Below are 25322 nucleotides of genomic sequence, written 5' to 3'. Positions count from 1 at the left end.
ACCACCCGGGGCCGAGGAGGCACAAGCCCGATCCGGGCGGAGCCGAGAGGATCGTGCAAGAGGCCGCGCGGATCGGTCTACCTCGAAACACCTCGCGCGGGCTTCGATGGGAGGACCATCCGGACCGACACGAGGAGCGCCTCCCATGCCGCTCGACCACTACCTCACCCTGGGCCGATCCGGCCTGCGGGTCAGCCCGTACGCCCTCGGCGCGATGACCTTCGGCGACGATCCCGGCGGCGCCGGGTGCGGCGCCGAGGAGTCGGAGAAGATCCTGGCGACCTACCTCGACCGCGGCGGGAACTTCGTGGACACCGCGAACTTCTACACGAACGGGCATTCCGAGAAGATCCTCGGCGACTGGTTCGCCGCCCACCCAGGACGCCGCGACCGCGTGGTGCTGGCGACCAAGTTCTTCACCAACATGCACCCAGGCGACCCGAACGGCGGCGGTGCGGGACGGCGGTCGGTCATCGCCCAGCTCGACGAGTCGCTGCGCCGCCTGCGCACCGATCACGTGGACCTGTACTGGCTGCACAACTGGGACCGCAACACCCCGGTCGAGGAGACGCTGCGGGCCCTCGACGACCTGGTCCGCGCAGGCAAGGTCCGCTACATCGGCTTCTCCAACACGCCCGCCTGGGTCACCGCGCAGGCGCAGACCACGGCGCTGCTGCGCGGCTGGACGCCGTTGATCGCGTTGCAGGTCGAGTACTCGTTGCTGGCGCGCACGGTCGAGGGCGAGATCGCGCCGCTGGCCGCCGAGCAGGTCCTCGGGCTGGTCGCGTGGAGCCCGCTGAAGAACGGTTTCCTGTCCGGCAAGTACCGCCGCGGCGCCGCACCGGCCGATTCCGCCCGGGCGGCGTTCGTCGGCGGTCCCGCCGAGTCCGACTACGCGGTGATCGAGGCGGTCGCCGCGATCGCCGAGGAACTGGGCACGACGTCCGCAGCGGTGTCGCTGGCATGGCTGCGGGCGCGGGGAGTGGTGCCGATCCTGGGCGCCCGGCGCCTCGGGCACCTGGAGGACAACCTCGACGAGGTCACCTTGCCGCCGGAGCACGTGCGCACCCTGGACGAGGTGTCGGCCCCGGAGCTGGACTACCCGGCCTCGATGCACGGCGAGCAGCGGGCGATGCTCCAGTTCGCCGGCACCACGGTCGACGGAGAGCCCTCGACGGTGTACCCACCGCTGGCCGCCGGCACGGTGCGCTACTGACGATGGGGGCGGCGATTCGCTCTCGTGCCTAGAGCACCAGCCACAGCGCGACGGTCGCCGCCGCGAGGCTCACTGGCACCGTTGCCAGCCCGAGCCGCGTGAACTCGCCGAGCGGTGGGGCGTCCCGGCCGAGGACGCGGCGCCACAGCAGCGTCGCGAGCGAGCCGAGGTACGTGGCGTTCGGCCCGATGTTCACGCCCAGCAGCACGGCGAGCAGCACCCCGGGTGCCGGGTGCGGGCCGAGCGCCGCCAGCAGGATCAGCGTCGCCGGGAGGTTGTTGACCAGGTTGGCCAGCGCGGCCGCCACGAAGGCCGCCAGCAGCAACCCGGGCAGGCTGGCCGTGTCCGGCAGCAACGCCCGCAGGGGACCGCCGAGCAGGTGGTCCGACACCGCCTGCACGACGATCGCGAGCCCGAGCACGAACAGGCTGAGCAGCGGGTTCGCCGCCACCACCAGCTGCCGCGGGCTGGTCTCGCGCCGCGCGAGCGCCCGCACGGCCAGCACGGCGGCGGCGATCGCGGCCACCCACCCCGGTGCGAGCCCGATCAGCGGCCCCGCCCCGAACCCGGCGAGCGTCAGCCCGATGACGACCAGCGTGAAGACCGGCGCGGGCCGGTCGACGGCGGGCGGCTTCGCGAACCCGGCCAGGTCGCGCCGGAAGAACCACCCGAAGACCGCCAGCTCGACGGCAACGGTGACCAGCCACGGCAGGGCCATCAGCGCGGCGAACCCGGTGAAGGTCAGCCCGGACGCCGCGAAGGCCAGCAGGTTGGTCAGGTTCGAGACGGGCAGCAGCGTGGACGCCGAGTTGGCCAGGTGCGCGCACGCGTAGACGTGCGGCTTGGGCGGCAGGTCGAGCGTCCGCGTGGTGGCCAGGACGACCGGCGTCAGCAGGACGACGGTCGCGTCGAGGCTCAGCACCGCGGTCGTGCCCGCGGCCGCCGCGAAGGTCAACGCCAGCAGCCGTCGCGGCCTGCCGTGGGAGGCAGTGGCCAGCCGGGCGCCGAGCCACCGGAACACTCCCTCGCGGTCGGCGAGGTCGGCCAGCACGAGGATCGCCGCGAGGAACCCGAGTGTCGGCGCCATCGCGGTGACCTGCGCCAGCGCTTCACCGGGCGAGACCAGCCCGACGGCGAGCACGACGAGCGCGGCGGGCACGGCGACCAGCGCCTCCGGCAAGCCGCGTGGGCGCGCCATGGCGAACCCGAGAACGGCGGCCAGCGCCCCGAGACTCCCGACCGCCGCGACCACGCCCCAACGCTAGCTACCCCCGCTCACGGGTGAAGGCCACCCCCGCGCCCGAGCGCTGCGGGGGTGGCCTTCCGGCAACAGGTGGCTACGTGTACCAGGTCGGCTCGGGGAGCCGGCCGTTCAGCGTGTAGTCGCCGACCTCCCGCCGCTTGTACGGCAGCGGGTCGTGCAGCGAGTGCGTGCGCAGGTTCCGCCAGAACCGGTCCAGCCCGTACTTCGTGGCGCTCGCCCGCGCGCCGGTCAGCTCGAAGATCTTCGTGCCGATCTCCAGCCCGGTGTCGACGATCCGCTGCTTGGCCGCGGCGATCAGCACCGCCACCTCGCCGCGCGCCTCGGGCGTCAGCTCCTCCCGCGGCGCGTGCAGGAGCGGCGAGATCGCCGCCCCGGCCCGGTCCACCAGTGCTTCCGCCGCCCACAGCTTGGCCTGCAGGTCGCCGTAGCCCTCCAGCACGTACCACTCCTCGGTGGCCGAGGCCTTGTCGTCCCCGCCGTAGGGCCAGGCGCGGGTCCGCTCCCGCGTGTAGGCCAGCGCCGACTCCAGCGCCCCCTGCGCGATGCCGAGGTAGAAATTGGTGAACACCAGCTGGATCGTCGGCACGTTCAGCGTGTTGTAGACGAGCGGCTGGAATTTCCGGTCCACGTATCCGGCGGCATCCGACCAGGGCACGCGCACGTCGGAAATGGTCACGCTGCCCGATTCGGTGAGCCGCTGCCCGATGTTGTCCCAGTCGTCGTGGAACACGATTCCCGGCTGTTTCGACGGCACGATCGCGAAGACGTGCTCGTCGGTCCCTTCCAGGACGCCCTCCAGCACGGTCAGGTCCGACACCTTGCTGCCGGTGGAGAACGACTTGTGCCCGTGGTAGACGAGCTCGTCGCCGTCCTGGGCGATCTTCAGGTCCGAGTCGCGCGGGTTGACCGCGCCGCCGAAGAAGAAGTTGTTCTTCGTGTACAGCTCCTCGACCGCGGCGATCTGCGCGTCGGTGCCGACCAGGCGCGCCGCCCACGCCCACAGGTAGTGGTAGCCGAGCAGCTGGCCGATCGAGCCGTCCGCCTTGGCGATCTCCCGGATCACGCGGTAGGCGGTCTCCCAGGTCTGCCCGCCGCCGCCGTGCTCTGCGGGCCCGAGCAGGGTGACCAGGCCGTTGTCCTTGAGCAGCCGGACCTCGGCGTAGGGCGTCTCGTTGGCCCGGTCGCGCTCGACGGCGTCGACCGCCAGCTGGGCGGCGACCTCACGGGCGCGGGCGATCCAGTCGGTCACGAGAAGCTCCCTACGGGTTCGGGGGTGGCGGCGGTGGCGTCGAGTTCCTTTTCGAGCTCGCGGATGATGGGCAGCACTTCGCGGCCGAAGTACTCGACGTCCTCGTGGTAGTGCAGGAAACCGAGCAGCAGCAGGTCCGCCCCGCGCCGCTTGTACTCCACCGCCCGGCGCGCGATCTGCTCCGGCGTGCCGATGAGCCCGGTGCGGAACCCGTCGTTGTACTGGACCAGGTCGGCGAACTCGGAGTCCGCCCACATGCCCTTCTTGTCCGATGTCGACCGCCCGGCCTGCTGGACCGCGGACCGGAAGCCCTCGACGGCCTGGACGTCCGCCTTGTCCACGATCTCCCGCAGCACGTCCCGCGCCTCGGCCTCGGTGTCCCTGGCGATCACGAACCCGTTGAGCCCGAAGCGGACGTGGTGGTCGTGCTCCGCGGCGTACCCGCGGACCTCCGCGACCTGCTCGCTGAAGCCGTCGAAGTCCTTGCCGTTGCTGAAGTACCAGTCGGACACGCGGCCGGCCAGCTTGCGGGCCGCGGTCGAGTTGCCGCCCTGGAACACCTCCGGGTGCGGGCGGTCCGGTGTGGACAGCGGTTTGGGTTTGATGTCGAAGTCGTGGATGCGGTAGAAGTCGCCGCGGAACTCGGCCGCGTCGTTCGTCCACAGTTCCTTGAGGACGCGGATGAACTCCTCGGACCGCCGGTAGCGTTCGTCGTGCTCCAGCCACGGCTCGCCGAGGCCGGTGAACTCGTCCTTGAACCAGCCGCTGACCACGTTGACCGCGGCCCGGCCGCCGGACAGCACGTCCGCGCTGGCCACGAACTTCGCCAGCACGCCGGGGTGCCACAGTCCGGGGTGGACGGCCGCGATGACCTTGAGCCGCTGGGTCGCGAGCAGCAGCGCCAGGCTGAACCCGGTGGACTCGTGCTGGTAGGCGGCGCCGTAGCTGGCGGTGTAGCGGACCTGGGTCAGCGCGTACTCGAATCCGTTGTTCTCGGCGAGCACGGCGAGTTCGCGGTTGTAGTCGTAACCCCAGTCGGTGCGTTGTTCGATGCGGCTGGTGACCAGTCCGCCACTGACGTTGGGCACCCAATAGGCGAATTTGAGTGGTGCGGGCATGAAGGCTCCACGGAAATGGTTTCGGGAATTGTGCGTCGACGGCCGCGCGATCTGATTCCGAGTAAAGCGGCGGGCAGGGGGAGGGGCAACCGACGTCCACGGCGTGGGAACGGTTACCCTGAGTGGGCGGACGAGTTGGCCGGGCGGTCGCGAGGGGTCACTCCCTCGAGGAAAGTCCGGACTCCGCAGGGCAGGGTGGTTGCTAACCGCAACCCGGGGCGACCCGCGGGACAGTGCCACAGAAAACAGACCGCCCCGGCTTCACCGCCGGGGTAAGGGTGAAACGGTGGTGTAAGAGACCACCAGCACCCCGGGTGACCGGGGTGGCTAGGTAAACCCCACCCGGAGCAAGGCCAAGAGGGCGCCGCGAGGCGCCTGCGCAGGCGATCGAGGGCGGCCCGTCCGATGCCTGCGGGTAGGCCGCTCGAGCCTGCCGGCAACGGCAGGCCTAGATGGATGGCCGCCGCCGCGGTTCCGGCCGCGGAACAGGATCCGGCTTACAGGCCAACTCGTCCGCCCCTTTCCCGCGGGCCCGCCGGTGGCCTACGGTCGGGCTCGTGGATCACGCAGAAGCCCGCGACGTCGCGTTCCGGTGCCACCGGGTGCTCGAACCGCTGCACTCGTTCGTCTACTTCGCGCCAGAGGCGGAGCAGGCGCTGACCGCGGCCGGGCTGCGGCCGGGCCGGATGTGCTACTTCGCGAGCCGGGCCGCGCCGATGGGCCCGGTCGGCCCGGGCGTCGTCGCGGCCACCTTCTACAACTTCAACCCGGAGCTGGTCGCCAGGCACATCCCGCGGGCGTGGACGCTCGCCGCGCCGGCGGAGATCCTGGCGGCGCGGCTGGCCGCGGCCGACGGCGGGTTGCGCCGCGTGCTGGGCGAGGAGCTGATCACCTCGCCGCGGCTCGCGGAGGCGGCGGAGCTGGCGCGTTCGGCGGCGTCGGTGTTGAGCCCGGAGGGGCGCCCGTTGTATGCCGGGCACGCGGAGCTGGAGTGGCCGTCGTCGCCGCACCTGGTCCTCTGGCACGCGGCGACGCTGCTGCGGGAGTACCGCGGCGACGGGCACATCGCGGCGCTGGTCGGGCACGGGCTGAGCGGGCTGGCCGCGCTGATCACCTACACGGCGACGGGGAAGGGCTTCCTGGAGCCGGTGGCGAAGGCGACGCGCGGCTGGTCCGACGAGCAGTGGGCCGCGGGCGTCGAGGAGCTGCGCGAGCAGGGCCTGCTGGACGCCGACGGCCGGCTCACCTCGGAGGGCGCCGTGCTGCGGCAGAGCCTCGAAGAGCAGACGAACGCCTCCGCGACGGCCCCGTGGCGCCACCTGGGCGCCGAGAAGGCCGCCCGGTTGCACGAGCTGGCCCGCGAACTCGCACGGCACGCCGTCGCCCACGGAGCCTTCCCGGACGGAATCTTCGCGACGGCGCGGGCCTGAGCCCGGTCTCGGCCGCGGCGGCCCGCGCTGAGGCCTGCCCAACGCGCGTCCACGTGACTCCGGGAGCCGGCGCTACGCCCGCACGACACCGTCCCGGGGTGCGCACAGTGGCCGGCCCCCTCGAACCCTGGAGTCGGCCCCGGGTTCGCCCTGGGGCAATGCCCTGCCGCAGCAGGGCGTTGCCCCAGCGCCGCCCGGATGGCGACAGCGCCTGACCCTGGTTCGAGCCACCGCTCGCCGACGATCCGCCGCCCTGAAATCTCACCTTCCGTGAGGAAGCAAGCGTTCGCGCTCGCCCTGCGTCACCACCACGCCGCCGGAAAGCGCTCCCCAACTGTCCGCCACCGCGGTTCAGATCCCGATCACCCGCTGTTCACCGCGCCCTCCGGACCACCGCGTCCCACCGCGGCGCCCCGGCGGTGAGCGCTTACACCTGAGTCCACCCGAAAGTGCGTACCGATCACGGATCGTGAGGGCAAAACGGGTCCACCTGGGCGCTGCGTGAGCGCGATCGCCGGATCGGATGATCGACTCGCCCGGAGAAGTCGTCACGCCCGGGTACGTGCCATGCGGCCGATCGGGGCATGCCACACTGTTGTCCGCGCCATCGAGGAGCGATACCGCGCACCCAGAGTGAAGCGTGACTGCGCCTGTGGGTGAGTCCCTACCCACACTAGGAAATCCGGGTGCAGGGGGTTAACCCTGAGCGGTCTTGCCACGATGATGGAGGGCGACGAGTTCAGGAGAAGTGGCCGTACTGTGCCTGGTGTGGATGGACTGCCGTTCGACAGAGAGCGCTTTGACCGTCACAGCTTGTGACGCCATGATGGGCTAGACAGACCGGACCGGACTTTCCGACCTCGTGGGCCTGCCCCGCGCCGACCCACCCGACACCCACACTCCTCGCACCTGGGAGTACGCGATGACCATGATGACACTTGTGCAGCAGCTGGCGCAGGGCGAGATCAGGACCCGTGGAGTCCAGCAGTGGCTCCTCGACAACATCATCCCCCTGGTCCTGCTCGCCGTCGCGCTGCTGCTGCTCTGGCTCGGTGGCGGCAAAGGCGACAACGCCGGAGTCATGCGCCGCCTGGCCGGTGTGGTGATCGCGCTCGCGATCGTCGGCCTCGCCGTGAGCGGGCTCGGCGTCAACGTCGGCGAGTGGATCGCCGGCTTGTTCACCAGCTGACGGCGCGGGGTAGCGCGCGTGCGGATTCGAACCGATGACGAGGTCTACCGGGTCGACGCGGTATGGCTCGGCCCGCCGAAGGCGACGTTCCCTTGGCGGGCCCGCTACGTGGCCTGGGGCGTCGGCATCCCGGTGTTCCTCGTCGTACTGGCGGTGGAGCGGCAGCTCGGCTTCGGGTTCGGCTTCTTCTCCACCGCGTGGGCGTTCGTCATCACGATCTTGATCACCCGGATGATCACCGCCAAGATCAGTCACGAGCGTCCGCTCGGAGCCGTCATGACGATGTGGCTGCGCGAGCTGCAGACGCCCCGCGAGAAGACCTCCGGAGAGGGCGGTGCGGTCACGGCCACGAAGATCCGCGTGCGGAACCAGCGGCCGCTGCCCAAGCACAAACGGCACCTCGCTCCGGCGGGGTCGCATCCTCACCACCAGCCAGCACGACCGCGTGGCGCGCGCACTTCGGCGCCACGGTAGGAGGTAGGGGTTGTTCGGAAGCGGCGGACGCCGGAAGGCCGGGAAGTCCGACCCGAGCGGGGCTGCGCAGTGGCCGCCGCAGCCGGGTCGCGCCCCCGGCAAGCAGGGCCGCCGGCTCCCCGGTGAGCAGGCGATTCCCAGCTATACCCCGTCGATCTCCCTGCGAACCATCGACGGGCACCTGGTGCGCACCGAGAACGAGGTCTACGCCTGGTACCGGCTGGCGCCGCAGCGGTGGTCGTTCCGGTCGGACTCGCAGCGGCGCGACCTGATCGCCGCGATCGCCGGCCAGTACGCCGAGCTGCAGGGCCGCTGGCTGCACCTGCGCGTCACCACCCGCCCGTACCCGATCCGGATGTGGGCCGAGGCGCACGTCCACAACGCCATCCGCCGCCCGCCGGACGTGCCCGGCGCGCTGTCGTTCGACGACTACCTGATCGGCGAGCAGCAGCAGCTCCTCGGCCGGTCGATGGCCGAAAAAGAGGTCTACATCGGGGTGCAGGTGCAGACCAGGCGGGTCGTCGACCGCGCGGTCGAGCGCGCCGCCCCGCTGCTGCGCCGCATCCTGCCCGAGGCCGTCGACGCCGAGCTGGCCGCGCTGGACTCCGAGGTCGAGCACCTGGACCAGGTGATCGGATCGTCCGGCCTGGAGGGCCGCCCGGTGCACGCCGAGGAGATGTCCTGGCTGATGCACCGCTCGTGCTCGCTCGGCCTGCCCGCGCCACGGCACCTGCCCGCCGTGCCCGGCGCGGCGTGGGAGCCGGAGGACCTGGCCAGCTTCACCGACGCGGCGGACTTCCACGCCGAGCCGTACGCGCCGACGCTCACCGTGCGCGGCCGCACCGGGTCGAACGCCGGGGTGCAACGGCACCTCGCGGTGCTGACCGTCGGCCAGATGCACGGCCTGCAGATTCCCGAGGTCGACGACCCGTGGGTGCAGCACGCGGACCGGCTGCCCGCCTCGGTGGAGTGGTCGGCCCGCATCTACGTGCGCCGCCCCGAGGAGGTGGCCGGCGAGCTGCAGCGCCAGATGAACAAGGTGCGCTCGCAGGTCAAGCACTACACCGACGAGCACGAGCTGGAGCCGCCGCAGTCGCTGGCGCGGCAGGCGACCCGCGTGCTGGAGATCGACGACGAGATGACGTCGGGCTTCACCGCGCTGGCCACGCGCGTGCGGTCGTGGTGGCGGCTGGCGGTGTCCGGTGACAGCGAGCGCGAGGCGCTGCGGCTGGCCCAGCAGCTGCTCGACCTGTACAAGCCGAAGATCGCGATCGAGCACCCGGAGGCGCAGTACGCGCTGGCGCGGGAGTTCATCCCGGGCGAGCCGCTGTCCTCGTCGGCGTACATGCGCCGCGGTTCGGTGGTGTGGGCCGCGGCGGCGGTGCCGACGGCGACGGCCGAGGTCGGCGACCGGCGGGGCATCCTGCTCGGCGAGACGGTCACCGCCACCCGGCGCCCGGTCGCCTGGGACCCGTGGATGGCGCAGGAGATCCGGGACGGCTCCGGTCTGACCGCGATGGTCGCCGGTCTCGGTGGCGGCAAGTCGTTCCTCGGCGGCGGCATCGTCTACAAGACGCTGCGGGCCGGGGCGCACTGGACGCTGCTGGACCCGTCCGGCCCGCTGTCCCGGTTGTGCGACCTGCCGGAGATCCGGCCGTACGCGCGGCCCATCAACTTGCTGAATGCACAACCCGGCATCCTGAACCCGTACCGGGTGGTGGCCGAGCCGCTGCTCGAGCACTTCATGGACGAGGAGGACCCGGAGCGGGCGTGGCGGCGCGAGCGGGCGCTGGCCGGCGCGACCCGGCGGCGGCTCGTGCTGGACGTGCTCACCGGTGTGCTGCCGTACGAGGTCGCGCGGATGCCGCAGAGCCGGATCGTGCTGCTGCGGGCGGTGCGGGCCGTCGGCGGCCGGTACGACGCCGACCCCGGCCAGGTGATCGACGCGCTGCGCCGGGACTCCAGCGAGCACCACGAGCACGCGGTCGTGGTGGCGGACTTCCTGGACGAGATGCGCGAGCGCATGTCGCTGCTGATCCCCGAGAACGACGCTGACCCGTACTCGGAGACGCGGGACGACCGGCTGACGGTCCTGACGATGGCCGGGCTGACGCTGCCCAAGGACGGCGTCGGCCGCGAGCACTGGACCGACGCCGAGGCGCTCGGTGTCGAGATGCTGAACCTGGCGGCGTGGCTGACGCAGCGGTCGGTGTACGAGAAGCCGAAGGACCTGCGCAAGGGCGTGTGGATCGACGAGGCGTTCTTCCTGTCCGAGGTGCCGACCGGTCGCGTGCTGATGAACCGGTTCGCGCGTGACTCGCGGAAGTGGAACGTCCGGGTGCTGTTGTCCTCGCAGATCCCGGCGGACTTCCTGAAGATCCAGGGTTTCGTCGCGCTGCTCGACTCGGTGTTCGTCGGGCGCCTGGACGACGACGAGGCGCAGGCCGACGCGCTGCGGTTGTTGAAGGTGCCGGTCGGGGTCGGGTACGAGCAGGTGGTCGCGTCGCTGGGCAGGCGGCCCGGCGCGCAGCGCGGCCTGGAGCGCGACCGCGAGCCGAGGCAGTTCATCTTCGGCGACGGCGCCGGTGGCGTGGAGCGGATCCGGGTGGACTTCTCCGGGCCGCACCTGGCCCACCTGCGTGCGTCGCTGGACACGACGCCGGGCTCGAAGGACGCCTTGCCCGCGGACACGCACGCCCGGGACGCGGAGCCGCCGCGCCAGCACGTGGCGGCCCCGCCACCGGACGACGAGCTCGAGCCGGACCTGGAGCTGGCCGCCGAGCGCGATCTGGGGCTGACGGAGGAGCAGATCCTGGCCGAGGACGTGCCGGGCTCCGGGAGTTCCGGCGGTTCGGCGGGCTCCGGTGGCTCCGCCGAGGGCGAACGAGCCGGTGCGGGCAAGCGCGGCGGCTGGGACGCCGCATGACGCTCGTGACGATCCTGAGCGTGCTAGCGCTGGCCGGTGGCTGGCACGCGCTGCGGAGGGGCTTGAAGAACCGCGGCAGCCGGCGAAAGAGACCGTCCCGCTGGGCGGCCGTCGTGGCGGTCGCACTGCTGATGGGCTTCCAGACGACGGTGATGGCACCATCCGCCTCAGCAGCGGCATGTGGCGACGCACCGATCCCGGAGCGACCGGGCTCGGGCCTCGTCGGCGCGCTGGACCAGTCCCGTAGCCACGGCCTCGCGGGCAGCGCCTACCTCGACTACAGCTACGCCGGGATGGTCTGGCACGTCTACCAGACGGACTGCGGACCGTTGTCAGGGATCACGAGCCCGAACACGACCATCGACACGTGGGCCGGGAACCAGGCGTTCAACGTCGGCAAGAACCTGGTCGGCGCCACGAACTCGCTCCACTACACGATCCTGCAGGGTGGGTTGCTCGACCCGATCTACGGTGCCGTGAAGGCCGGGGCGGAGAAGGTCTACAACAACATCTACGCGCAGCTGTTCGGGCTCGTCGCGCTCCTGCTCGCGATCATGATGTTCCGGAACATCTGGCGGGGTGACCTGGCGGCGCTGAGCAAGCGGGGCCTGTACGCGCTGGCCGCGGTCTGGCTCGCCGCCTCCTCGCTGGCGATGTTGCGTTACCTCGATCCACTCGACAAGGCGATCGTCGACACGACGACCAACATCCAGGCGGGATTCATCGACGACTCCTCCGGGCAGTACCCGTGGGAGATCCTGCCGACGGAGTTGCACACGCAGGTCGTCTACAACAACTGGCTGCGGGGCGAGTTCGGGTCGCCGGACTCCCCGCAGGCGCAGCAGTTCGGCCGGCCGCTGCTCGATGCCCAGGCGTTCACCTGGAACCAGCTCAACAACGGTGACGACGCGAACCAGAGCGTGGTCGACGCGAAGAAGGCCGCCTACAAGAACATCGCGACCCAGCTCGGCCCCGCCACCCCGTACTTCACCGGGGAAGGCGGCAGCCGCACCGGCTCCGGCTTCCTCGCGCTGGGGCAGAGCCTCGCCTACGCGTTGTTCCAACTGCTGGCGAAGGCTTCAGTGCTCCTGGCCCAGGTGATCATCCGGCTGTTCGTGCTGACCGCACCGCTGATCGGCCTGATCGCGATGCTGCACCACGACCTCCTGCGCCGCGTCGCCCGGGTGCTCGGTGGCGTCGGCTTCAACCTCCTGGTGCTGTCGGTCCTGGCCGGTGTGCACGCGTTGCTGCTGCAGGCCATCTTCTCGCCGGCCGCCCGGTTGTCCATCCTGACGCAGATGATCCTGGCGGGTCTCGTCACGATCCTGCTGTTCCTCGTCGGCAGGCCGGTTCGCCGCCTCTGGCAGATGGTCGAGATGTCCGTCGGCATGGTCGGGTCCTCCATTCCGGCCCCGAGTGGCGGCCTGTTCAGCCGCTTCCGGAAGAAGCAGGGGCCGACGCCGCAGGACGAGTTCTGGGAGAGCGTCCGCGAGGGCGAGGAGAGCGAGGTCGCCAGCCCGACCGGGTCGGCGGGCCGTGGGCGTCCCGAGGCGACCGTCTTCGCCACGGCCCAGCGTCTCGACGGCGCCGGCGCCATGGCCGCCCGCCCCGCCGCCGCCTGGTCCGGCGCGCCCTGGCCCGGCGGTGGGCCGGCGTTGCCCGGGCACACCAGACCGGGCCTGCCCGCCGGCGGCGGCCACCAGCCCGCGTATGCCGGCTACGCCCCGGAAGGCGCGGACCCGGACGCGTTCGTCTACTCCGCCCCGCCCGGCACCACGCGCCGCGCGGACGGCTGGATGCCGCCCGTCGCGCAGCGGCCCAGCCGCCGCGTCGACACCTCGCCCGTCTACGACCGCGGCTGGGACGAACCCGACCCCGTCGTCGTCCCGTCGCGCATCTCGCGGCCGGGCATGAGCGCCACCCCCGCCCAGCGGCCGGAACCGCGCCGCGCCGGGCAGGAACTCGTCGGCGGCAAGCCGGTGCACGTGCTGTACCGGCCTTCGCGCGGGCTCGAGGTGCGCGACGACTCCCGTGACACCGACCGGATCGTGCGGTGATGTAGATGCCGATCCGGACCAACCGCGGCCGCGCCGCCGTCTACCGCCGCATCTGGGGTTTCCCGCTGCGCTCGCCCGCCCACCTCGTCGGCACCGCCGTCGCGGTGATCGCGCTGATCGTGGCCATCGGCATCGTCGTGCCGCAGCTCCTTGGCAACCCGAACCGCTCCGGGCCGACGCCGGTCCGCATCCAGGACCCCGGCGCCAGCAGCAGCCCGACCAGCGCGGGCTCCTCGCCCGCCCCGATGTCGACCCGGCTCACCGCGCCGCTGCTGCAGCCGACCTCCGCCGCGCCGGACCCGGCGGCCCTGCAGACCGCGAAGCAGTGGGCCACCGCGTGGGCCACCCACCCGGCAGGCATGACCAACGCGCAATGGCTGGAGGGACTCCGTCCACTCACGACGGAGGAGTACCTGCCGGAGATGTCCACTGTGGACCCGGCGAACATCCCGGCCACCAGGGTCACCGGCGAACCCACCGTCACGAAGTCCTACACCAGTTCCGTCGAGGTGCTCGTGCCGACCGACGGCCCGCAGCTGTCGATCACCGTCGCGAAGACCCCGTCCGGCTGGCTCGTCACCGGCTACGACCAGGCGAGCTGACCCATGCGGCTGGGTGTCCTCGTCGGCGTTCTCGTCGCCGTTCTCTTCGCCGGGGTCGCGACCGTCGGTGTCGTGACGAAGGTCGTCAGCGACCAGCAGCGGGCCCAGATGCAGGCCGCCTACACCAACGTCAGCTGCGACGCGGCGATCGGCCCGAGCGTGCCGGGCACCGACCACGGCGCCGCGCAGGCCGCGAAGCTCAACGACGAGCAGCGCTACATCATCAGCCAGATCATCGAGATCGGCAAGCAGCGCGGCCTTTCCCCGCGCGCGTGGCAGATCGCGATCCAGGCCGGCATGACCGAGTCCGGCATGCGGAACCTGAGCTACGGCGACCGCGACTCGCTGGGCATCTTCCAGATGCGCCCGTCGATGGGCTGGGGCACGCCATCGCAGCTGCAGGACATCCCGTACCAGATCAACAAGTTCTACAACGTCCTGCTCACCGTGCCGGACTGGGACAAGCAGCGTCCCGGCGCGTCGGCGCAGGACGTGGAGCGGTCGGCGTTCCCCGAGCGCTACCACAAGTGGGAGCAGATGGCGGCCCACCTGGTGGAGAACCTGGGCCAGGTCGCGGACATGGTCGGCTGCGGTCAGAGCGCGGGCCTGGTGCTGCCGCCCAACAACGCCGCGGCCGCCGCGATCCAGTTCGCGCTGGGGGAGCAGGGCAAGCCGTACGTGTGGGGCGCGACCGGGCCGAACTCCTACGACTGCTCCGGCCTGATGCTGCGGGCCTACGAGGCGGCGGGCATCACGCTCAGCCGGGTGTCGCGGGACCAGTACAAGAACGGCGCGATGCTTCCGGTGCGTGACGCCCAGCCCGGTGACCTGCTCTTCTGGGCGTACGACCCGTCGAACCCGGCGACCATCCACCACGTCGCGATGTACCTTGGCGACGGGAAGATCGTGGAGGCTCAGCAGACCGGCGTGCCGGTGCACACCCGGAAGGTCTCCTGGAACGAAGACGAGCTTGTGCCGCAGGCAGTCCGGCCCGGCGTGTAGAAGGTGGTGCCCCGTGGCGAAGAAGTTCGGTAAGCGCAACAAGAAGCCGGCGCAACTCAACGACCTGTTCGGCGCCCCGCCGCCCCCGCCGCGGCCGGGCCCGCCCGCGTCGAGCACGCCCCTGGCCGACTACCTGTCGCAGGGGTTGCCGGGTGTGGACGAGGGTTACGTCGTGCTGCCGCGTTCGCTGGCGGAGTCGATGTCGCTGCCGTGGCAGCAGCAGATGGCCGGGTTGCTGTCGCAGTTCCACCAGACGCACCGGTCGCTGTCGTGGCCGGTCTACCGCACCGTGCCGTCGCGCTACGAGAAGCTCGTCGACCTGGACGAGGAGCAGCTCGCCGAGGTCGGCTACCTGGTCGAGATCGACGCCGACGGCGACATGGTCTACCGCGAGCGCAGCGGGCGGAAGGTCGAGGAGCCGGAGAACACGACCGTCCTGGTGCCCTGCCTCGACCCGATCCCGCCGCGCGGACAGGCCCGCCGGGAGGCGGCGGCGCCCGCCCCGGACGCGGACGTCCCCCGCGCCGCCCCGATGATCATCCCGCCCGCGCCGGTGTGGCGGACCACGCCGACCACGCCGTCGCCGGAGGTGCCGCCGCTGCCGGAGCCGCCGAAGAAGCTCGCCGCGCCACGCACACCACCCGGAACGGGCCCGGCCGCGCCCGATGCCGGTTCGCCCGCCGCGCCGGCTGGAGTCGCGATGCCGGGTCAGGGCACGTCGCCTGGAACCGGCCCGGCCGCTCCGGCTGGAGCTGCGATGCCGGGCCAGCCCGGCCCCGCCGCGCCCGAGACCGGTCCGGCCGCTGCCCCGGCTGGAGCCGCGATGCCGGGCACGCCGCCCGAGCAGCCGCAGCGGGTGACGAACCCGCAGGCCTGGCGCACGATGGAGCCCCCGGAGGAGCCGCCCCGGTTCACCGAGCCGCTGCCCCCGCAACCCCAGCCGACCCCGGCGGCCGGCATCCCGCTCACCCGGCCCACCGACCCGGAGCCGACGCCGCCGCGCGGCACGCCGCAGGTGAACCGCGACTGGTTCGAGCCGGACAACCCGGAGCACGAGTTCGGCCCGACCGGCCAGCCGACGGAGCTGCCGTACCGCTACCGCCCCTGACCGGCGCGGTGCCGCTGGCGCCGCCCGCCGCCGGGTGCGAAGCTCGCTCTATGGCGAAGAGCAAGGACCCGAACCCGGACCAGGGCTGGTACTACAACACCCGCACCGGCGAGGTCGAGCACCTCGAGCGGTCGCGGTCCATCGACCTCCTCGGCCCCTACCCCGACGAGGCCACGGCCAAGCGCGCGCTCGAGATCGCCCGTGAGCGCACCAAGAAGGCCGACGAGGAAGACGCCAAGTGGCGCTGACGTGACAGGGCCCCGGACCGCGACCGGTCCGGGGCCCTTCTCGAAAAAGCCTCAGCAGTCGCGCAGTGCGGGGCTCTGGTTGCGCAGCTGGCCGGCCGGCGAGATGAACTCCCGGTACGCGTCGCTGTCCACGGCGGCCGGGCGGAAGGCCGCGACGCGGTGGCAGTTCTGGAACGCCAGCTTCATGCCGAAGTGCCGCTCCAGCCCGCCGCGGATCGCGTCCGAAGCCAGCGCCCGCAGCAGCTGGCCCCGCTCCTTCTCGCTCGGCGGCGGGGTCGCGTGGTCGGCGAAGTCGGCGGCGCCGCCCTCGAGGTCCGCGGCCACTTCGCTGATCACCTGCCACGCGTAGGGCAGCGAGTCGCGCACGCAGGCGACGAACTCGGCGTCGCTCACCTCACCGGATTCGGCGCGGGCGAGCAGGTCGGCGGGTACATCGAGGGACATCGTGCTCCTTTCGATTTCTTCCTACGCCCCGGCCAGCGCTGGCGGGCCGGGCACGAACTCGGGGTCCACCTGCTCGGCCAGGTCCTGTCCCGCGCGCTCGTTGCCCCACGACCGGGCGTTGCGCAGGTGGAACTCGACGGCCTGGCGGTGGAACTTCGCCCAGTCCCGCGGCGTGCCATCCACAGTGGACTGGATGGTGGCGAGGGCGTCCAGGTTGTGCGGCTCCAGCGCGGTGATCGGCCGCGCCCGGCCGCGTTCGGCGGCGCGCACGTGCGACGACCCGGACAGCCAGCACAGCAGGTCCGAACCCAGCTGGTCGCGCAGGAACTCGACGTCCTCGTCGTCGGTGACCTTGTTCCCGACCACCGCGAGCCGCACGCCGAAGTCACGCGCGTACTCGGCGTACTGCCGGTACACGCCGACGCTGCGCAGCGTCGGCTCGCACACCAGGAACGTCACGTCGAAGCGGGTGAACAGGCCGGAGGCGAACGCGTCGGCGCCCGCGGTCATGTCCATCACGACGTACTCGCCCGCGTCGTCGACCAGGTGGTTCAGCAGCAGCTCCGCCGCGCCGACCTTCGAGTGGTAGCAGGCCACCCCGAGCTCGTCCTCGGTGAACTGCCCGGTCACGCCCAGCCGCACCCCGGCGACGTCGCGGAAGCACGCCGTGAAGACCGGGTTGTCCTCGAACGGCCGCACCAGCCGCGACCCGCGCCCCGGCGGCGTCGTCTTGATCATCGCCTCGGCGCTGGTGATCCGCGGGTTGTCGCCGCGCAGCCAGTCCTTGATCAGGGGGAGGTGCTCGCCGAGCGTCGGCAGCGCGGCCGCCTCCTCCGCGGACGCGCCCAGCGCGACGGCGAGGTGCTGGTTGATGTCGGCGTCGATGGCCAGTACGGGGTGGCCGGAACCGGAGAGATAAGCGGCGAACAGCGAGGTCAGCGTCGTCTTCCCGCTTCCGCCCTTGCCGACAAAGGCGACTTTCACAGTGTGCGCACCCTTCATATAGATGAAAACGATATCGCTTTTCGACGGTGTGCGGGCAAGATACACCCGTCCGGCTCAACCCCGAACGGGCGACCGGAACGGCCATACCGGGTTAGGGTCTAGGTGTGCCCCACGTCGTGACCAGCACGAACTCGGCGGACGGCGGCTTCGCCCGGCTGCGCGCCGAGTTCGAGCTGCCGGAGGACTTCGACCCGGCCGTACTGGCCGAGGCCGAGGGCGTCGTGATGGATCCGTCCGGACTGGCCGCCGACCGCGCCGACGCCACCGACCTGCCCCTGGTCACGCTCGATCCGCCGGGCGCGAAGGACCTCGACCAGGCCGTCCTCATCGAGCGGCGGTCCGGCGGCTTCCTCGTGCACTATGCGATCGCCGACCTCGCCGCGTTCGTCGCGCCGGGCGGCCCGATCGACCGGGAGGCCCGCCGCCGCGGCCAGACCCTCTACCTGCCCGACGGCACCGTGCCGCTGCACCCGCCGGTGCTGTCCGAGGGCGCGGCGAGCCTGCTGCCGCGCGAGGTCCGGCCCGCCGTGCTGTGGACCCTCGACCTCGACCGCGACGGCGAACTCACGCACGCCACCGTGCGCCGCGCGCTCGTCCGCTCCACCGACCAACTCGACTACGCGACCGAGGACCCGGCCGCGCCGCACCCGTCGATCGCCGCCCTGCCCGAGCTGGGCACGCTCCGCCGTGAACTGGCGGTGCGCCGCGGCGCGGTCGAACCGCAGCTGCCGGACCGGATCATCGGCGCGAACGGCGGCGACTGGGTGCTCGGCATGCGGCCGCGCACGAGACTCGAGGCCTGGAACGCCGAGATCTCCCTGCTCACCGGAATGGCCGCGGCGCGGATGATGATCGACGCGAAGATCGGCCTGCTGCGCACCCTGCCCGAGCCGGACGCCGAGACGCTCCAGTGGCTGCGCGGCGCGGCCCGCGCGCTGGGCATCGACTGGCCGGCCGGGGCGAGCGTGGCCGAGCTGCTCGCCGGGCTCGACCCCGCCCAGCCGGAGTCGATGGCCTTCTACACCGACACCACCCGCCTGCTGCGCGGCGCCGGCTACACCACCTTCGACGGCGAACTGCCCGAGGTCGTCACGCACGCCGGCATCGGCGCCCCGTACGCGCACGTCACCGCGCCCATCCGGCGACTGGCCGACCGCTTCGCCACCGAGGTCTGCCTGGCCGTCAACGCCGGCGAGCCGGTTCCCGCGTGGGCCCGCGCCGCGCTGACCGAGCTGCCCGGCCTGATGAACGCGTCGGACCTGCTCGCCGCGCGGGTCGAGAAGGCCTGTCTGGACCAGGTCGAGGCGTGGATGCTGGCCGACCGCGTCGGCGAGACCTTCGAGGCGGTCGTCCTGCGGGCGGAGGAGAACCGCGCGGAGATCCTGCTGGCCGATCCGCCGGTGATGGCGCGGTGCGCGGGGGAGAATTTGCCGGAGGGCCGCCGCATCAGCGTCCGGCTGACCGCGGTGGACGTCGACAAGCGGAAGGTGTCGTTCGAGCGGGCATGAGCGACTGGACCGACGAGGAACGCGAGCTGGCGCAGCGCGTGCGCGACGGCCACGCGGTGGTCGTCAACGTGCGGAAATCGGGGCCGCACAAGCACCTCGTGCCGTGGCTCGTGGAGAACGACCTGATCACCTACATCGGGCACCGGGGCAACCGGCACTCCTGGCCGGAGTCCGACTTCGCGAACCCGTTCGTCAAGGAGGGCAAGACCGACCGCGCCGCCATGGTGCGGCACTACCGCGAGTACCTGGACGGCCGGCCGGACCTGCTGGACCGGCTCGGCGAGCTGTCCGGCCGGGCGCTGGGCTGCTGGTGCGCGCCGGAACCCTGCCACGGCGACGTACTGCTGGAACACCTCGAAGGAGACCGATGACGCTGTTCGACGACCTCGGCGAGGACGTGCCGCTGCGTGGCGCGCCCCAGCGCGTGGTCTCGCTGGTCCCGGCGCTGACGGAAGCGGTCGAGGCGACCGTGCCGGGCCGCATCGCCGGCGCCACCGACTACTGCACCCACCCGGACAGCCTCCAGGTGTCGCGGGTGGGCGGCTCGAAGTACCCGAAGGTCGACGACGTCCTCGCGCTGCGTCCGGACCTGGTGCTCGCCAACTCCGAGGAAAACCGGCCGGAGGACGTGGAACGCCTGCGCGCCAACGGCATTCCGGTGTGGGTGATGGAGGCGCCGGCGACCGTTCCGCACGCGCTGGCGTCGCTGCGCCGCCTGCTGACCCAGGCGTTCGAGGTGTCCGAACCGGACTGGCTGGTGACCGCCGAGGAGCTGTGGCGGGAGGCGGCTCCCGAGCGCGTGCGTGCCGTGATTCCGGTGTGGCGCAAGCCGTGGATCGTGCTCGGCCGGGACACGTTCGGCGGCGACCTGCTGCACCGCCTCGGGGTCGCCAACGTCTACGCCGACCACGAAGACCGGTACCCGCGCCCGAAGATCGACGAGCTGCGGGCGCGGTTCGCCGACGGCGCCGACCTGCTGGTGCTGCCCGACGAGCCGTACCTGTTCACCGACATCGACGGCCCCGAGGCGTTCCCGGACGTGCCGTACGTGCTGGTCTCCGGCCGCTACCTGACCTGGTACGGACCGTCCCTCGTGGACGCCCACCGCGAGCTGTCGGCGGCGTTCAGCGCCTGGTGACCAGCAGCGCGATCGGCGCGTCCCCGCAGCGCAGCAGCACCGTGTCCGCGTCGTGCACCGGCTGCGCGCCGCCGTTCCACCAGGACGCGATGTCCGGATCCCGCACCAGCGAACCGGTCGCCTGACGGGCGGTGTTGGCGGCGATCACGCGGCCCTGCGCGTTGATCACCGCCGCTCGTCCGTCGACGCGCCGCAGCTTCGGCAGCAGCAGCCGCTCGAACTCGTGCACGAACACGTCCGCGCCGACGACCCCGGCGAACGCGCCGTCGCGCAGCACCGGGACGGTGAAGGTCAGCGTGTACTCGTCGGTGCACAGGTAGTCGACGTACGGCCCGGTGATGTGGCGGCGGCCGGAATCGCGCGGCACGGTGAACCACGACTGCCGCGTGTAGTCCAGGAAGTGGTCACTGGCCGGGTCGAGGCTGATGAACAGCTGCGCGGGCGGCCCGCCCGGCGTGCAGGTCCACCATTCGAAGCCGAAGCGCTGGTCGGCGAGCGCGTCCGGGGCGGCGATGAAACCGGCGCCCACCACCCGTTCGCCGAGCGCCGCGAGCACGTCCGGGCGCAGCGCGTCCAGGTCGGCGGCGCGGACCGGGCCCGGTCTGCCGAGGACCGCGGTGGCCGCGGCGACCGCGGGCGCGAGCCGCCCGAAGACGCCCTCGACGATGCCGGACACCTCTTCGGCGATGTCCTCGCCGGCCAGCGTGTCGTTCACGTTGCCGCCCCTGGTGTAGTCGAGGTGTCGAAGCTTAGGACCCGAGTAGGTCAAGATGCACCTCACCCAATCGGTCGATGGTGTCCAGGATGTGCTGCTCGGTCAGCTTGCGGGCGAGTTCGCCGTCGGCCTGGGCGATCGCGGCGGCGATGGCCCGGTGCTCAGTGCACGCCGTCACCGGATCGTGGTGCCCGAGCGGCAGCCACAGCAGCGCGCCCTGTTCGCTCTGCAACCGGATCTCCTGGTGCGTGAGGCGCGGGGACTGGGACGCGGCGGCGACCTCCAGGTGGAACTGCCGCTCGGCGCGGGCGGCCGCGGTGCCGGCCGCGCCGTCCATGTCCTCCGCGGCGAGCTGGAGGCGCGCGATGTCCTCGGTGGAGCTGCGCTCGGCCGCCAGCCGGGCCGCGGCGCCCGCGATCGCCACGTAGTCGTCGCCGATGTCCCGCAGCTCACTGAGCGAGACCTCGCGCAGGCGCGCCCGCCACGTCTCGTCGTTCTCCTCCGGCGGCGCGCAGACGAAGCTGCCGCCCCCGCGGCCTCTCTTCGTCTGCACCAGACCCTGCTGACGCAGGGCCACCAGCGCCTCCCGCACGGTCACGGTCGAGACCCCGAACTGCTCGGCGAGCTCGGCCTCGCTCGGCAGTTGCTCCTGGTCGGCGAGGACACCCAGCGTGATCGCGTCCACCAGCCGCCGGGCGACGAGCTCGGCCCGCCCGGTCTGGTCCAGGGGCGCGAACAGGACTGATCGCGCGCTGGGGGACGTCAACGGCCTTCGCATCGGGCTCCTTCTTTCGGGTACCGCCGCGAACAATCCTGCCTCAAAGACTTGTCCTATGAAATATGGTCTTATATGTTTTCCGGCCATCGGGGTACCGACCCGCACCGTCCCCGCTGAGCCAGGAGCCTGCCCGTGCACCAGCTGAAGCACTTCATCGACGGCGAACCCGCGGATTCCGCGGACGGCGCCGTCGCCGAGATCATCGATCCGGTCACCGGACGGCCGTACTGCACCGCGCCGGTCGGCGGCGCGCAGGACGTGGACCGCGCCCTGCGTGCGGCGGCCCGGGCCTTCGAGCAGTGGCGCGAGACCACGCCGGGCGATCGTCAGGCCGCGTTGCTGAAGATCGCCGACGCCGTCGAGCGCCGCGCCGAGGAGATCGTCCGCGTCGAGTCGGCGAACACGGGCAAGCCGCTGGCCGTGACCACGGCCGAGGAGATCCCGGTGCTCGTCGACCAGTTGCGGTTCTTCGCCGGGGCCGCCCGCGCGCTGGAGGGCCGCGCCGCCGGGGAGTACCTCACCGGGCACACCTCCTACGTCCGGCGCGAGCCGATCGGGGTGTGCGCCCAGGTGACGCCGTGGAACTACCCGCTGATGATGGCGATCTGGAAGATCGCGCCGGCGCTGGCGGCCGGGAACACGGTGGTGCTCAAGCCGTCCGACACGACGCCGGCGTCCACTGTGCTCCTCGCCGAGATCGCCGCGGAGTTCCTGCCGCCGGGCGTGCTCAACGTCGTCTGCGGTGACCGGGCGACCGGCCGGGCGCTGGTCGAGCACGACATCCCGGCGATGGTGTCGATCACCGGCTCGGTCCGCGCAGGCATCGAGGTCGCCGGCTCCGCGGCCGCCGACCTCAAGCGCGTCCACCTGGAACTGGGCGGCAAGGCGCCGGTGATCGTCTTCCCGGACGCCGACATCGAGGACGCGGCCGAGACCATCGCGGGCGCCGGGTTCTTCAACGCCGGCCAGGACTGCACGGCCGCCACCCGCGTGCTGGTCCACGACGACGTGCACGACGAGTTCGTGGCCGCGCTGACCCGGCACGCGGAGGCGACGAAGACCGGACTGCCGGACGACCCGGACGTGCTCTACGGGCCGCTCAACAGCGCCGCCCACCTCGCGAAGGTCGCCGGGTTCATCGAGCGGCTACCCGCGCACGCGACCGTCCACACCGGCGGCAAGCGCGCCCGCGACGAAGGTTTCTTCTTCGAACCCACCGTGGTGTCCGGGGTCCGGCAGGACGACGAGATCTCGCAGAACGAGGTGTTCGGTCCGGTCATCACGGTGCAGCGGTTCAGCGGCGACGACGAGGCGCTGGCCGCCGCCAACGGTGTCGAGTACGGGCTCGCGTCGTCGATCTGGACCGCCGACCACCGCCGCGCGATGCGCCTGTCCGCGAAGCTCGACTTCGGCTGCGTGTGGATCAACACGCACATCCCGCTGGTGGCCGAGATGCCGCACGGCGGGTTCAAGAAGTCCGGCTACGGCAAGGACCTCTCGCTGTACGGGCTCGAGGACTACACCCGCGTCAAGCACGTCATGACGGCCTGGTGATCGACATGTCGCCCAACCAAGCTCCCGCACTGGCCGAGAAGACCGCCCCGGCGGAGACCACGAGCGCGATCCGGCTGCGTGGCCTGCGCAAGGAGTTCGGCTCCGTGGTCGCCGTCGAGGGCGTCGACCTGGACATCGCGCAGGGCGAGTTCTTCTCGATGCTCGGCCCGTCCGGCTCGGGCAAGACGACCGTGCTGCGCATGATCGCCGGGTTCGAGCTGCCCACGTCCGGGACGGTCGAACTGGCCGGCCGAGACGTCACCCGGCTGGCGCCGTTCGAGCGGGACGTCAACACCGTGTTCCAGGACTACGCGCTCTTCCCGCACATGACGGTGCAGCAGAACGTCGAGTACGGGTTGCGGGTCAAGAAGGTGCCCCGCGCGCAACGCCGCGAACGCGCCCGCGAGGCGCTGCGGACCGTCCACTTGGAAGGGTTCGAGGGCCGCAAACCCACGCAGCTCTCCGGCGGTCAGCGGCAACGCGTCGCACTGGCCCGCGCGCTCGTCAACCGCCCCAAGGTGCTGCTGCTCGACGAACCGCTCGGCGCGCTGGACCTGAAACTGCGGCACGCCATGCAGACCGAGCTGAAGCAGATCCAGCGCGACGTCGGCATCACGTTCATCTTCGTGACGCACGACCAGGACGAGGCGCTGACGATGAGCGACCGGATCGCCGTGTTCAACACCGGCGGGATCGAACAGGTCGGCACGCCGAGCGAGGTGTACGAGGAGCCGGCGACCGCGTTCGTCGCCGGGTTCGTCGGCACGTCGAACCTGCTGTCCGGCGACAGCGCCGAGGCGGTGCTCGGCACGCGCGGCGTGTTCAGCATCCGGCCGGAAAAGATCCGCATCGATCCGGACCTGTCGCAGCCCGCCGCGGTCGGCGAGATCTCCGCGACGGGCACGGTGACCAGCACCTCCTACGCCGGCGCCACGGTTCGCTACGTGGTGGCGCTGGACGTCGGCGGGCAGCTCTCGGTGGTCCGGCAGAACGCCGGAGCACCCCTCGAACTTGCCGACAACCGAGTCCGCCTGTGTTGGCGGCAAGAGCACAACTTCCGCATAACCGAGTAAGGAGCCATCCAGATGCGCAACAGCCGGACCCTGCGCTTGATCGCGGGGCTGATGTGTGCGGGGACCGCGGTCGCGGCCTGCGGCACGTCGAGCACTTCGTCCAGCTCGTCCAGCGCGGGCGGGCAGGGCTTCACCCCGCCCAAGCTCGAAGCCCTCTCCCAGCTCGGTCAGCCCGAGGGCGCGCTGAACATCCTGGCCTGGCCCGGTTACGCGGAGAACGGGTCCAACGACCCCAACGTCGACTGGGTGACCCCGTTCGAGCAGGCCACCGGGTGCAAGGTCAACGTGAAGACCTTCGGCACCTCCGATGAGGCCGTCAGCCTCATGAAGACCGGCCAGTACGACGTCATCTCCGCCTCGGGTGACGCCTCGCTGCGGCTCATCGCCGCCGGCGACACCGAACCGGTCAACACCAGCCTCATCCCGAACTACGCCGACGTCTTCGACTTCCTCAAGAACAAGCCGTGGAACAGCGTGAACAACGTCTCCTACGGCGTGCCCCACGGTTGGGGCGCCAACGTCCTGACCTACCGCACCGACAAGGTCAGCCCCGCGCCCACCTCGTGGTCCGTGGTGTTCGACGCGAACTCCCCGTACAAGGGCAAGGTCACCGCGTACGACTCGCCGATCTACATCGCCGACGCCGCGCTGTACCTGATGAAGACCAAGCCGGAACTGGGCATCAAGAACCCCTACGCGCTGGACGACAAGCAGTTCCAGGCCGCGGTCGACCTGCTCAAGCAGCAGCGCCCGCTGGTGTCGGAGTACTGGTCGGACTACCTCAAGGAAAGCCAGGCGCTGAAGAACGGCGACGCCGTCATCGGCACCGCGTGGCAGGTGACGGTCAACCTGACCAAGTCCGAGGGCGCGCCGCTGGAGTCGACCCTGCCCGTCGAGGGCGCCACCGGCTGGTCGGACACCTGGATGGTGGCCACCAAGTCGCCGCACAAGACCTGCGCCTACAAGTGGCTCGACCACATCGTCAGCCCCCAGGCCAACGCGAAGGTCGCCGAGTACTTCGGCGAGGCCCCGGCCAACCCGAAGGCCTGCTCGCTGACCGCGGACGCCAAGCACTGCGAGACCTACCACGCCGGTGACGCCGCCTACGCCGGCCAGATCTGGTACTGGACCACGCCGATCGCCCAGTGCGTCGACGGCCGCACCGACGTCAAGTGCAAGGACTACGGCGAGTGGACTCGCGCGTGGACGGAGATCAAGGGCTGA

General features: G+C 71.6%; 23 protein-coding genes and 1 other RNA gene. 17 read left to right on the top strand and 7 right to left on the bottom strand.

Going from position 1 to position 25322, the window contains the following annotated elements; all coding sequences use genetic code 11:
- Positions 1–145 precede the first annotated feature (145 nt).
- On the top strand, positions 146–1216 hold the full coding sequence (locus AMY39116_RS0321675; RefSeq protein WP_020419729.1) for an aldo/keto reductase: 1071 nt from the start codon (positions 146–148) through the stop codon (positions 1214–1216).
- A gap of 28 nt (positions 1217–1244) precedes the next feature.
- Here the strand turns inward: AMY39116_RS0321675 and AMY39116_RS0321670 are convergent, their stop codons facing one another.
- From AMY39116_RS0321670 to sfnG, 3 genes are all read right to left on the bottom strand, one after another.
- Positions 1245–2414 carry an SLC13 family permease gene (locus AMY39116_RS0321670; protein WP_051123579.1) on the bottom strand — a complete coding sequence of 390 codons (1170 nt, stop codon included), beginning with the start codon at positions 2412–2414 and terminating at the stop codon, positions 1245–1247.
- 139 nt (positions 2415–2553) lie between these two features.
- Positions 2554–3729: an acyl-CoA dehydrogenase family protein gene (locus AMY39116_RS0321665; protein ID WP_020419727.1), complete on the bottom strand. Its 1176-nt coding sequence runs from the start codon at positions 3727–3729 to the stop codon at positions 2554–2556.
- A complete protein-coding gene (gene sfnG / locus AMY39116_RS0321660; protein WP_020419726.1) occupies positions 3726–4847 on the bottom strand; it encodes a dimethylsulfone monooxygenase SfnG in 1122 nt (373 codons plus the stop codon). Before sfnG ends, AMY39116_RS0321665 begins: the two co-directional genes overlap by 4 nt.
- A 131-nt stretch (positions 4848–4978) precedes the next feature.
- Here sfnG and rnpB point away from each other — a divergent pair.
- The 10 genes from rnpB to AMY39116_RS0321615 all read left to right on the top strand — a co-directional run bounded on the left by rnpB (position 4979) and on the right by AMY39116_RS0321615 (position 15883).
- Positions 4979–5363: RNase P RNA component class A (rnpB, locus tag AMY39116_RS44760), an RNA gene on the top strand.
- 41 nt (positions 5364–5404) lie between these two features.
- Complete coding sequence (locus AMY39116_RS0321655; protein ID WP_020419725.1) at positions 5405–6277, top strand: hypothetical protein; 873 nt, start codon at positions 5405–5407, stop codon at positions 6275–6277.
- Positions 6278–7199: 922 nt separating this feature from the next.
- A complete protein-coding gene (locus tag AMY39116_RS0321650; protein ID WP_017987022.1) occupies positions 7200–7466 on the top strand; it encodes a hypothetical protein in 267 nt (88 codons plus the stop codon).
- An 18-nt stretch (positions 7467–7484) separates the two neighbouring features.
- On the top strand, positions 7485–7940 hold the full coding sequence (locus tag AMY39116_RS0321645; RefSeq protein WP_020419723.1) for a hypothetical protein: 456 nt from the start codon (positions 7485–7487) through the stop codon (positions 7938–7940).
- 10 nt (positions 7941–7950) lie between these two features.
- Entirely contained in the window at positions 7951–10866 is a 2916-nt protein-coding gene (locus tag AMY39116_RS0321640; RefSeq protein ID WP_020419722.1) for an ATP-binding protein, read from the top strand.
- Complete coding sequence (locus AMY39116_RS0321635; RefSeq protein WP_020419721.1) at positions 10863–12923, top strand: hypothetical protein; 2061 nt, start codon at positions 10863–10865, stop codon at positions 12921–12923. Before AMY39116_RS0321640 ends, AMY39116_RS0321635 begins: the two co-directional genes overlap by 4 nt.
- Positions 12924–12928: 5 nt before the next feature.
- The gene (locus tag AMY39116_RS0321630; RefSeq protein WP_020419720.1) at positions 12929–13525 is read left to right on the top strand and encodes a hypothetical protein; all 597 of its coding nucleotides are present in this window, start codon (positions 12929–12931) and stop codon (positions 13523–13525) included.
- Between the two features lie 3 nt (positions 13526–13528).
- Positions 13529–14527 carry a C40 family peptidase gene (locus AMY39116_RS0321625; protein WP_020419719.1) on the top strand — a complete coding sequence of 333 codons (999 nt, stop codon included), beginning with the start codon at positions 13529–13531 and terminating at the stop codon, positions 14525–14527.
- Positions 14528–14540: 13 nt separating this feature from the next.
- The gene (locus AMY39116_RS0321620; RefSeq protein WP_020419718.1) at positions 14541–15635 is read left to right on the top strand and encodes a hypothetical protein; all 1095 of its coding nucleotides are present in this window, start codon (positions 14541–14543) and stop codon (positions 15633–15635) included.
- A 50-nt stretch (positions 15636–15685) separates the two neighbouring features.
- Entirely contained in the window at positions 15686–15883 is a 198-nt protein-coding gene (locus tag AMY39116_RS0321615; protein WP_017987029.1) for a hypothetical protein, read from the top strand.
- Between the two features lie 51 nt (positions 15884–15934).
- Here the strand turns inward: AMY39116_RS0321615 and AMY39116_RS0321610 are convergent, their stop codons facing one another.
- Together AMY39116_RS0321610 and AMY39116_RS0321605 are read right to left on the bottom strand one after the other, a co-directional pair.
- Positions 15935–16327: an SCO5389 family protein gene (locus AMY39116_RS0321610; protein WP_017987030.1), complete on the bottom strand. Its 393-nt coding sequence runs from the start codon at positions 16325–16327 to the stop codon at positions 15935–15937.
- 21 nt (positions 16328–16348) lie between these two features.
- Positions 16349–17311: an ATP-binding protein gene (locus AMY39116_RS0321605; RefSeq protein WP_020419717.1), complete on the bottom strand. Its 963-nt coding sequence runs from the start codon at positions 17309–17311 to the stop codon at positions 16349–16351.
- A 125-nt stretch (positions 17312–17436) separates the two neighbouring features.
- On the opposite strand from AMY39116_RS0321605, the gene AMY39116_RS0321600 reads away from it, so the two are divergent.
- Genes AMY39116_RS0321600 through AMY39116_RS0321590 form a run of 3 tightly spaced genes read left to right on the top strand, consistent with a single transcriptional unit; the run spans position 17437 to position 19978 of the window.
- Positions 17437–18840, top strand: a complete 1404-nt coding sequence (locus tag AMY39116_RS0321600; protein WP_020419716.1) for an RNB domain-containing ribonuclease — start codon at positions 17437–17439, stop codon at positions 18838–18840.
- Positions 18837–19211: a DUF4326 domain-containing protein gene (locus tag AMY39116_RS0321595; protein WP_020419715.1), complete on the top strand. Its 375-nt coding sequence runs from the start codon at positions 18837–18839 to the stop codon at positions 19209–19211. Before AMY39116_RS0321600 ends, AMY39116_RS0321595 begins: the two co-directional genes overlap by 4 nt.
- Positions 19208–19978: a helical backbone metal receptor gene (locus tag AMY39116_RS0321590; RefSeq protein WP_020419714.1), complete on the top strand. Its 771-nt coding sequence runs from the start codon at positions 19208–19210 to the stop codon at positions 19976–19978. The genes AMY39116_RS0321595 and AMY39116_RS0321590 overlap by 4 nt, the downstream gene beginning before the upstream one ends.
- Here the strand turns inward: AMY39116_RS0321590 and AMY39116_RS0321585 are convergent.
- Positions 19965–20693, bottom strand: a complete 729-nt coding sequence (locus AMY39116_RS0321585; RefSeq protein ID WP_020419713.1) for a cache domain-containing protein — start codon at positions 20691–20693, stop codon at positions 19965–19967. The two genes, AMY39116_RS0321590 and AMY39116_RS0321585, sit on opposite strands and share 14 nt — an antisense overlap.
- Before the next feature lie 34 nt (positions 20694–20727).
- Complete coding sequence (locus AMY39116_RS0321580) at positions 20728–21471, bottom strand: FadR/GntR family transcriptional regulator (protein WP_027932302.1); 744 nt, start codon at positions 21469–21471, stop codon at positions 20728–20730.
- A 132-nt stretch (positions 21472–21603) separates the two neighbouring features.
- On the opposite strand from AMY39116_RS0321580, the gene AMY39116_RS0321575 reads away from it, so the two are divergent.
- The 3 genes from AMY39116_RS0321575 to AMY39116_RS0321565 are packed head-to-tail and all read left to right on the top strand — an operon-like array spanning position 21604 to position 25322.
- Positions 21604–23025 carry a gamma-aminobutyraldehyde dehydrogenase gene (locus tag AMY39116_RS0321575; protein WP_020419711.1) on the top strand — a complete coding sequence of 474 codons (1422 nt, stop codon included), beginning with the start codon at positions 21604–21606 and terminating at the stop codon, positions 23023–23025.
- A 5-nt stretch (positions 23026–23030) separates the two neighbouring features.
- On the top strand, positions 23031–24098 hold the full coding sequence (locus tag AMY39116_RS0321570) for an ABC transporter ATP-binding protein (RefSeq protein WP_037324027.1): 1068 nt from the start codon (positions 23031–23033) through the stop codon (positions 24096–24098).
- 12 nt (positions 24099–24110) lie between these two features.
- A complete protein-coding gene (locus AMY39116_RS0321565) occupies positions 24111–25322 on the top strand; it encodes an ABC transporter substrate-binding protein (RefSeq protein WP_020419709.1) in 1212 nt (403 codons plus the stop codon).

The sequence above is a fragment of the Amycolatopsis sp. ATCC 39116 genome (assembly GCF_000231075.2).
GTDB classification, from domain to species: Bacteria; Actinomycetota; Actinomycetes; order Mycobacteriales; family Pseudonocardiaceae; genus Amycolatopsis_E; species Amycolatopsis_E tucumanensis.
The sequence above is the reverse complement of the archived record's forward strand: the minus strand, read 5'-3'. Positions and strand labels throughout refer to the sequence as shown.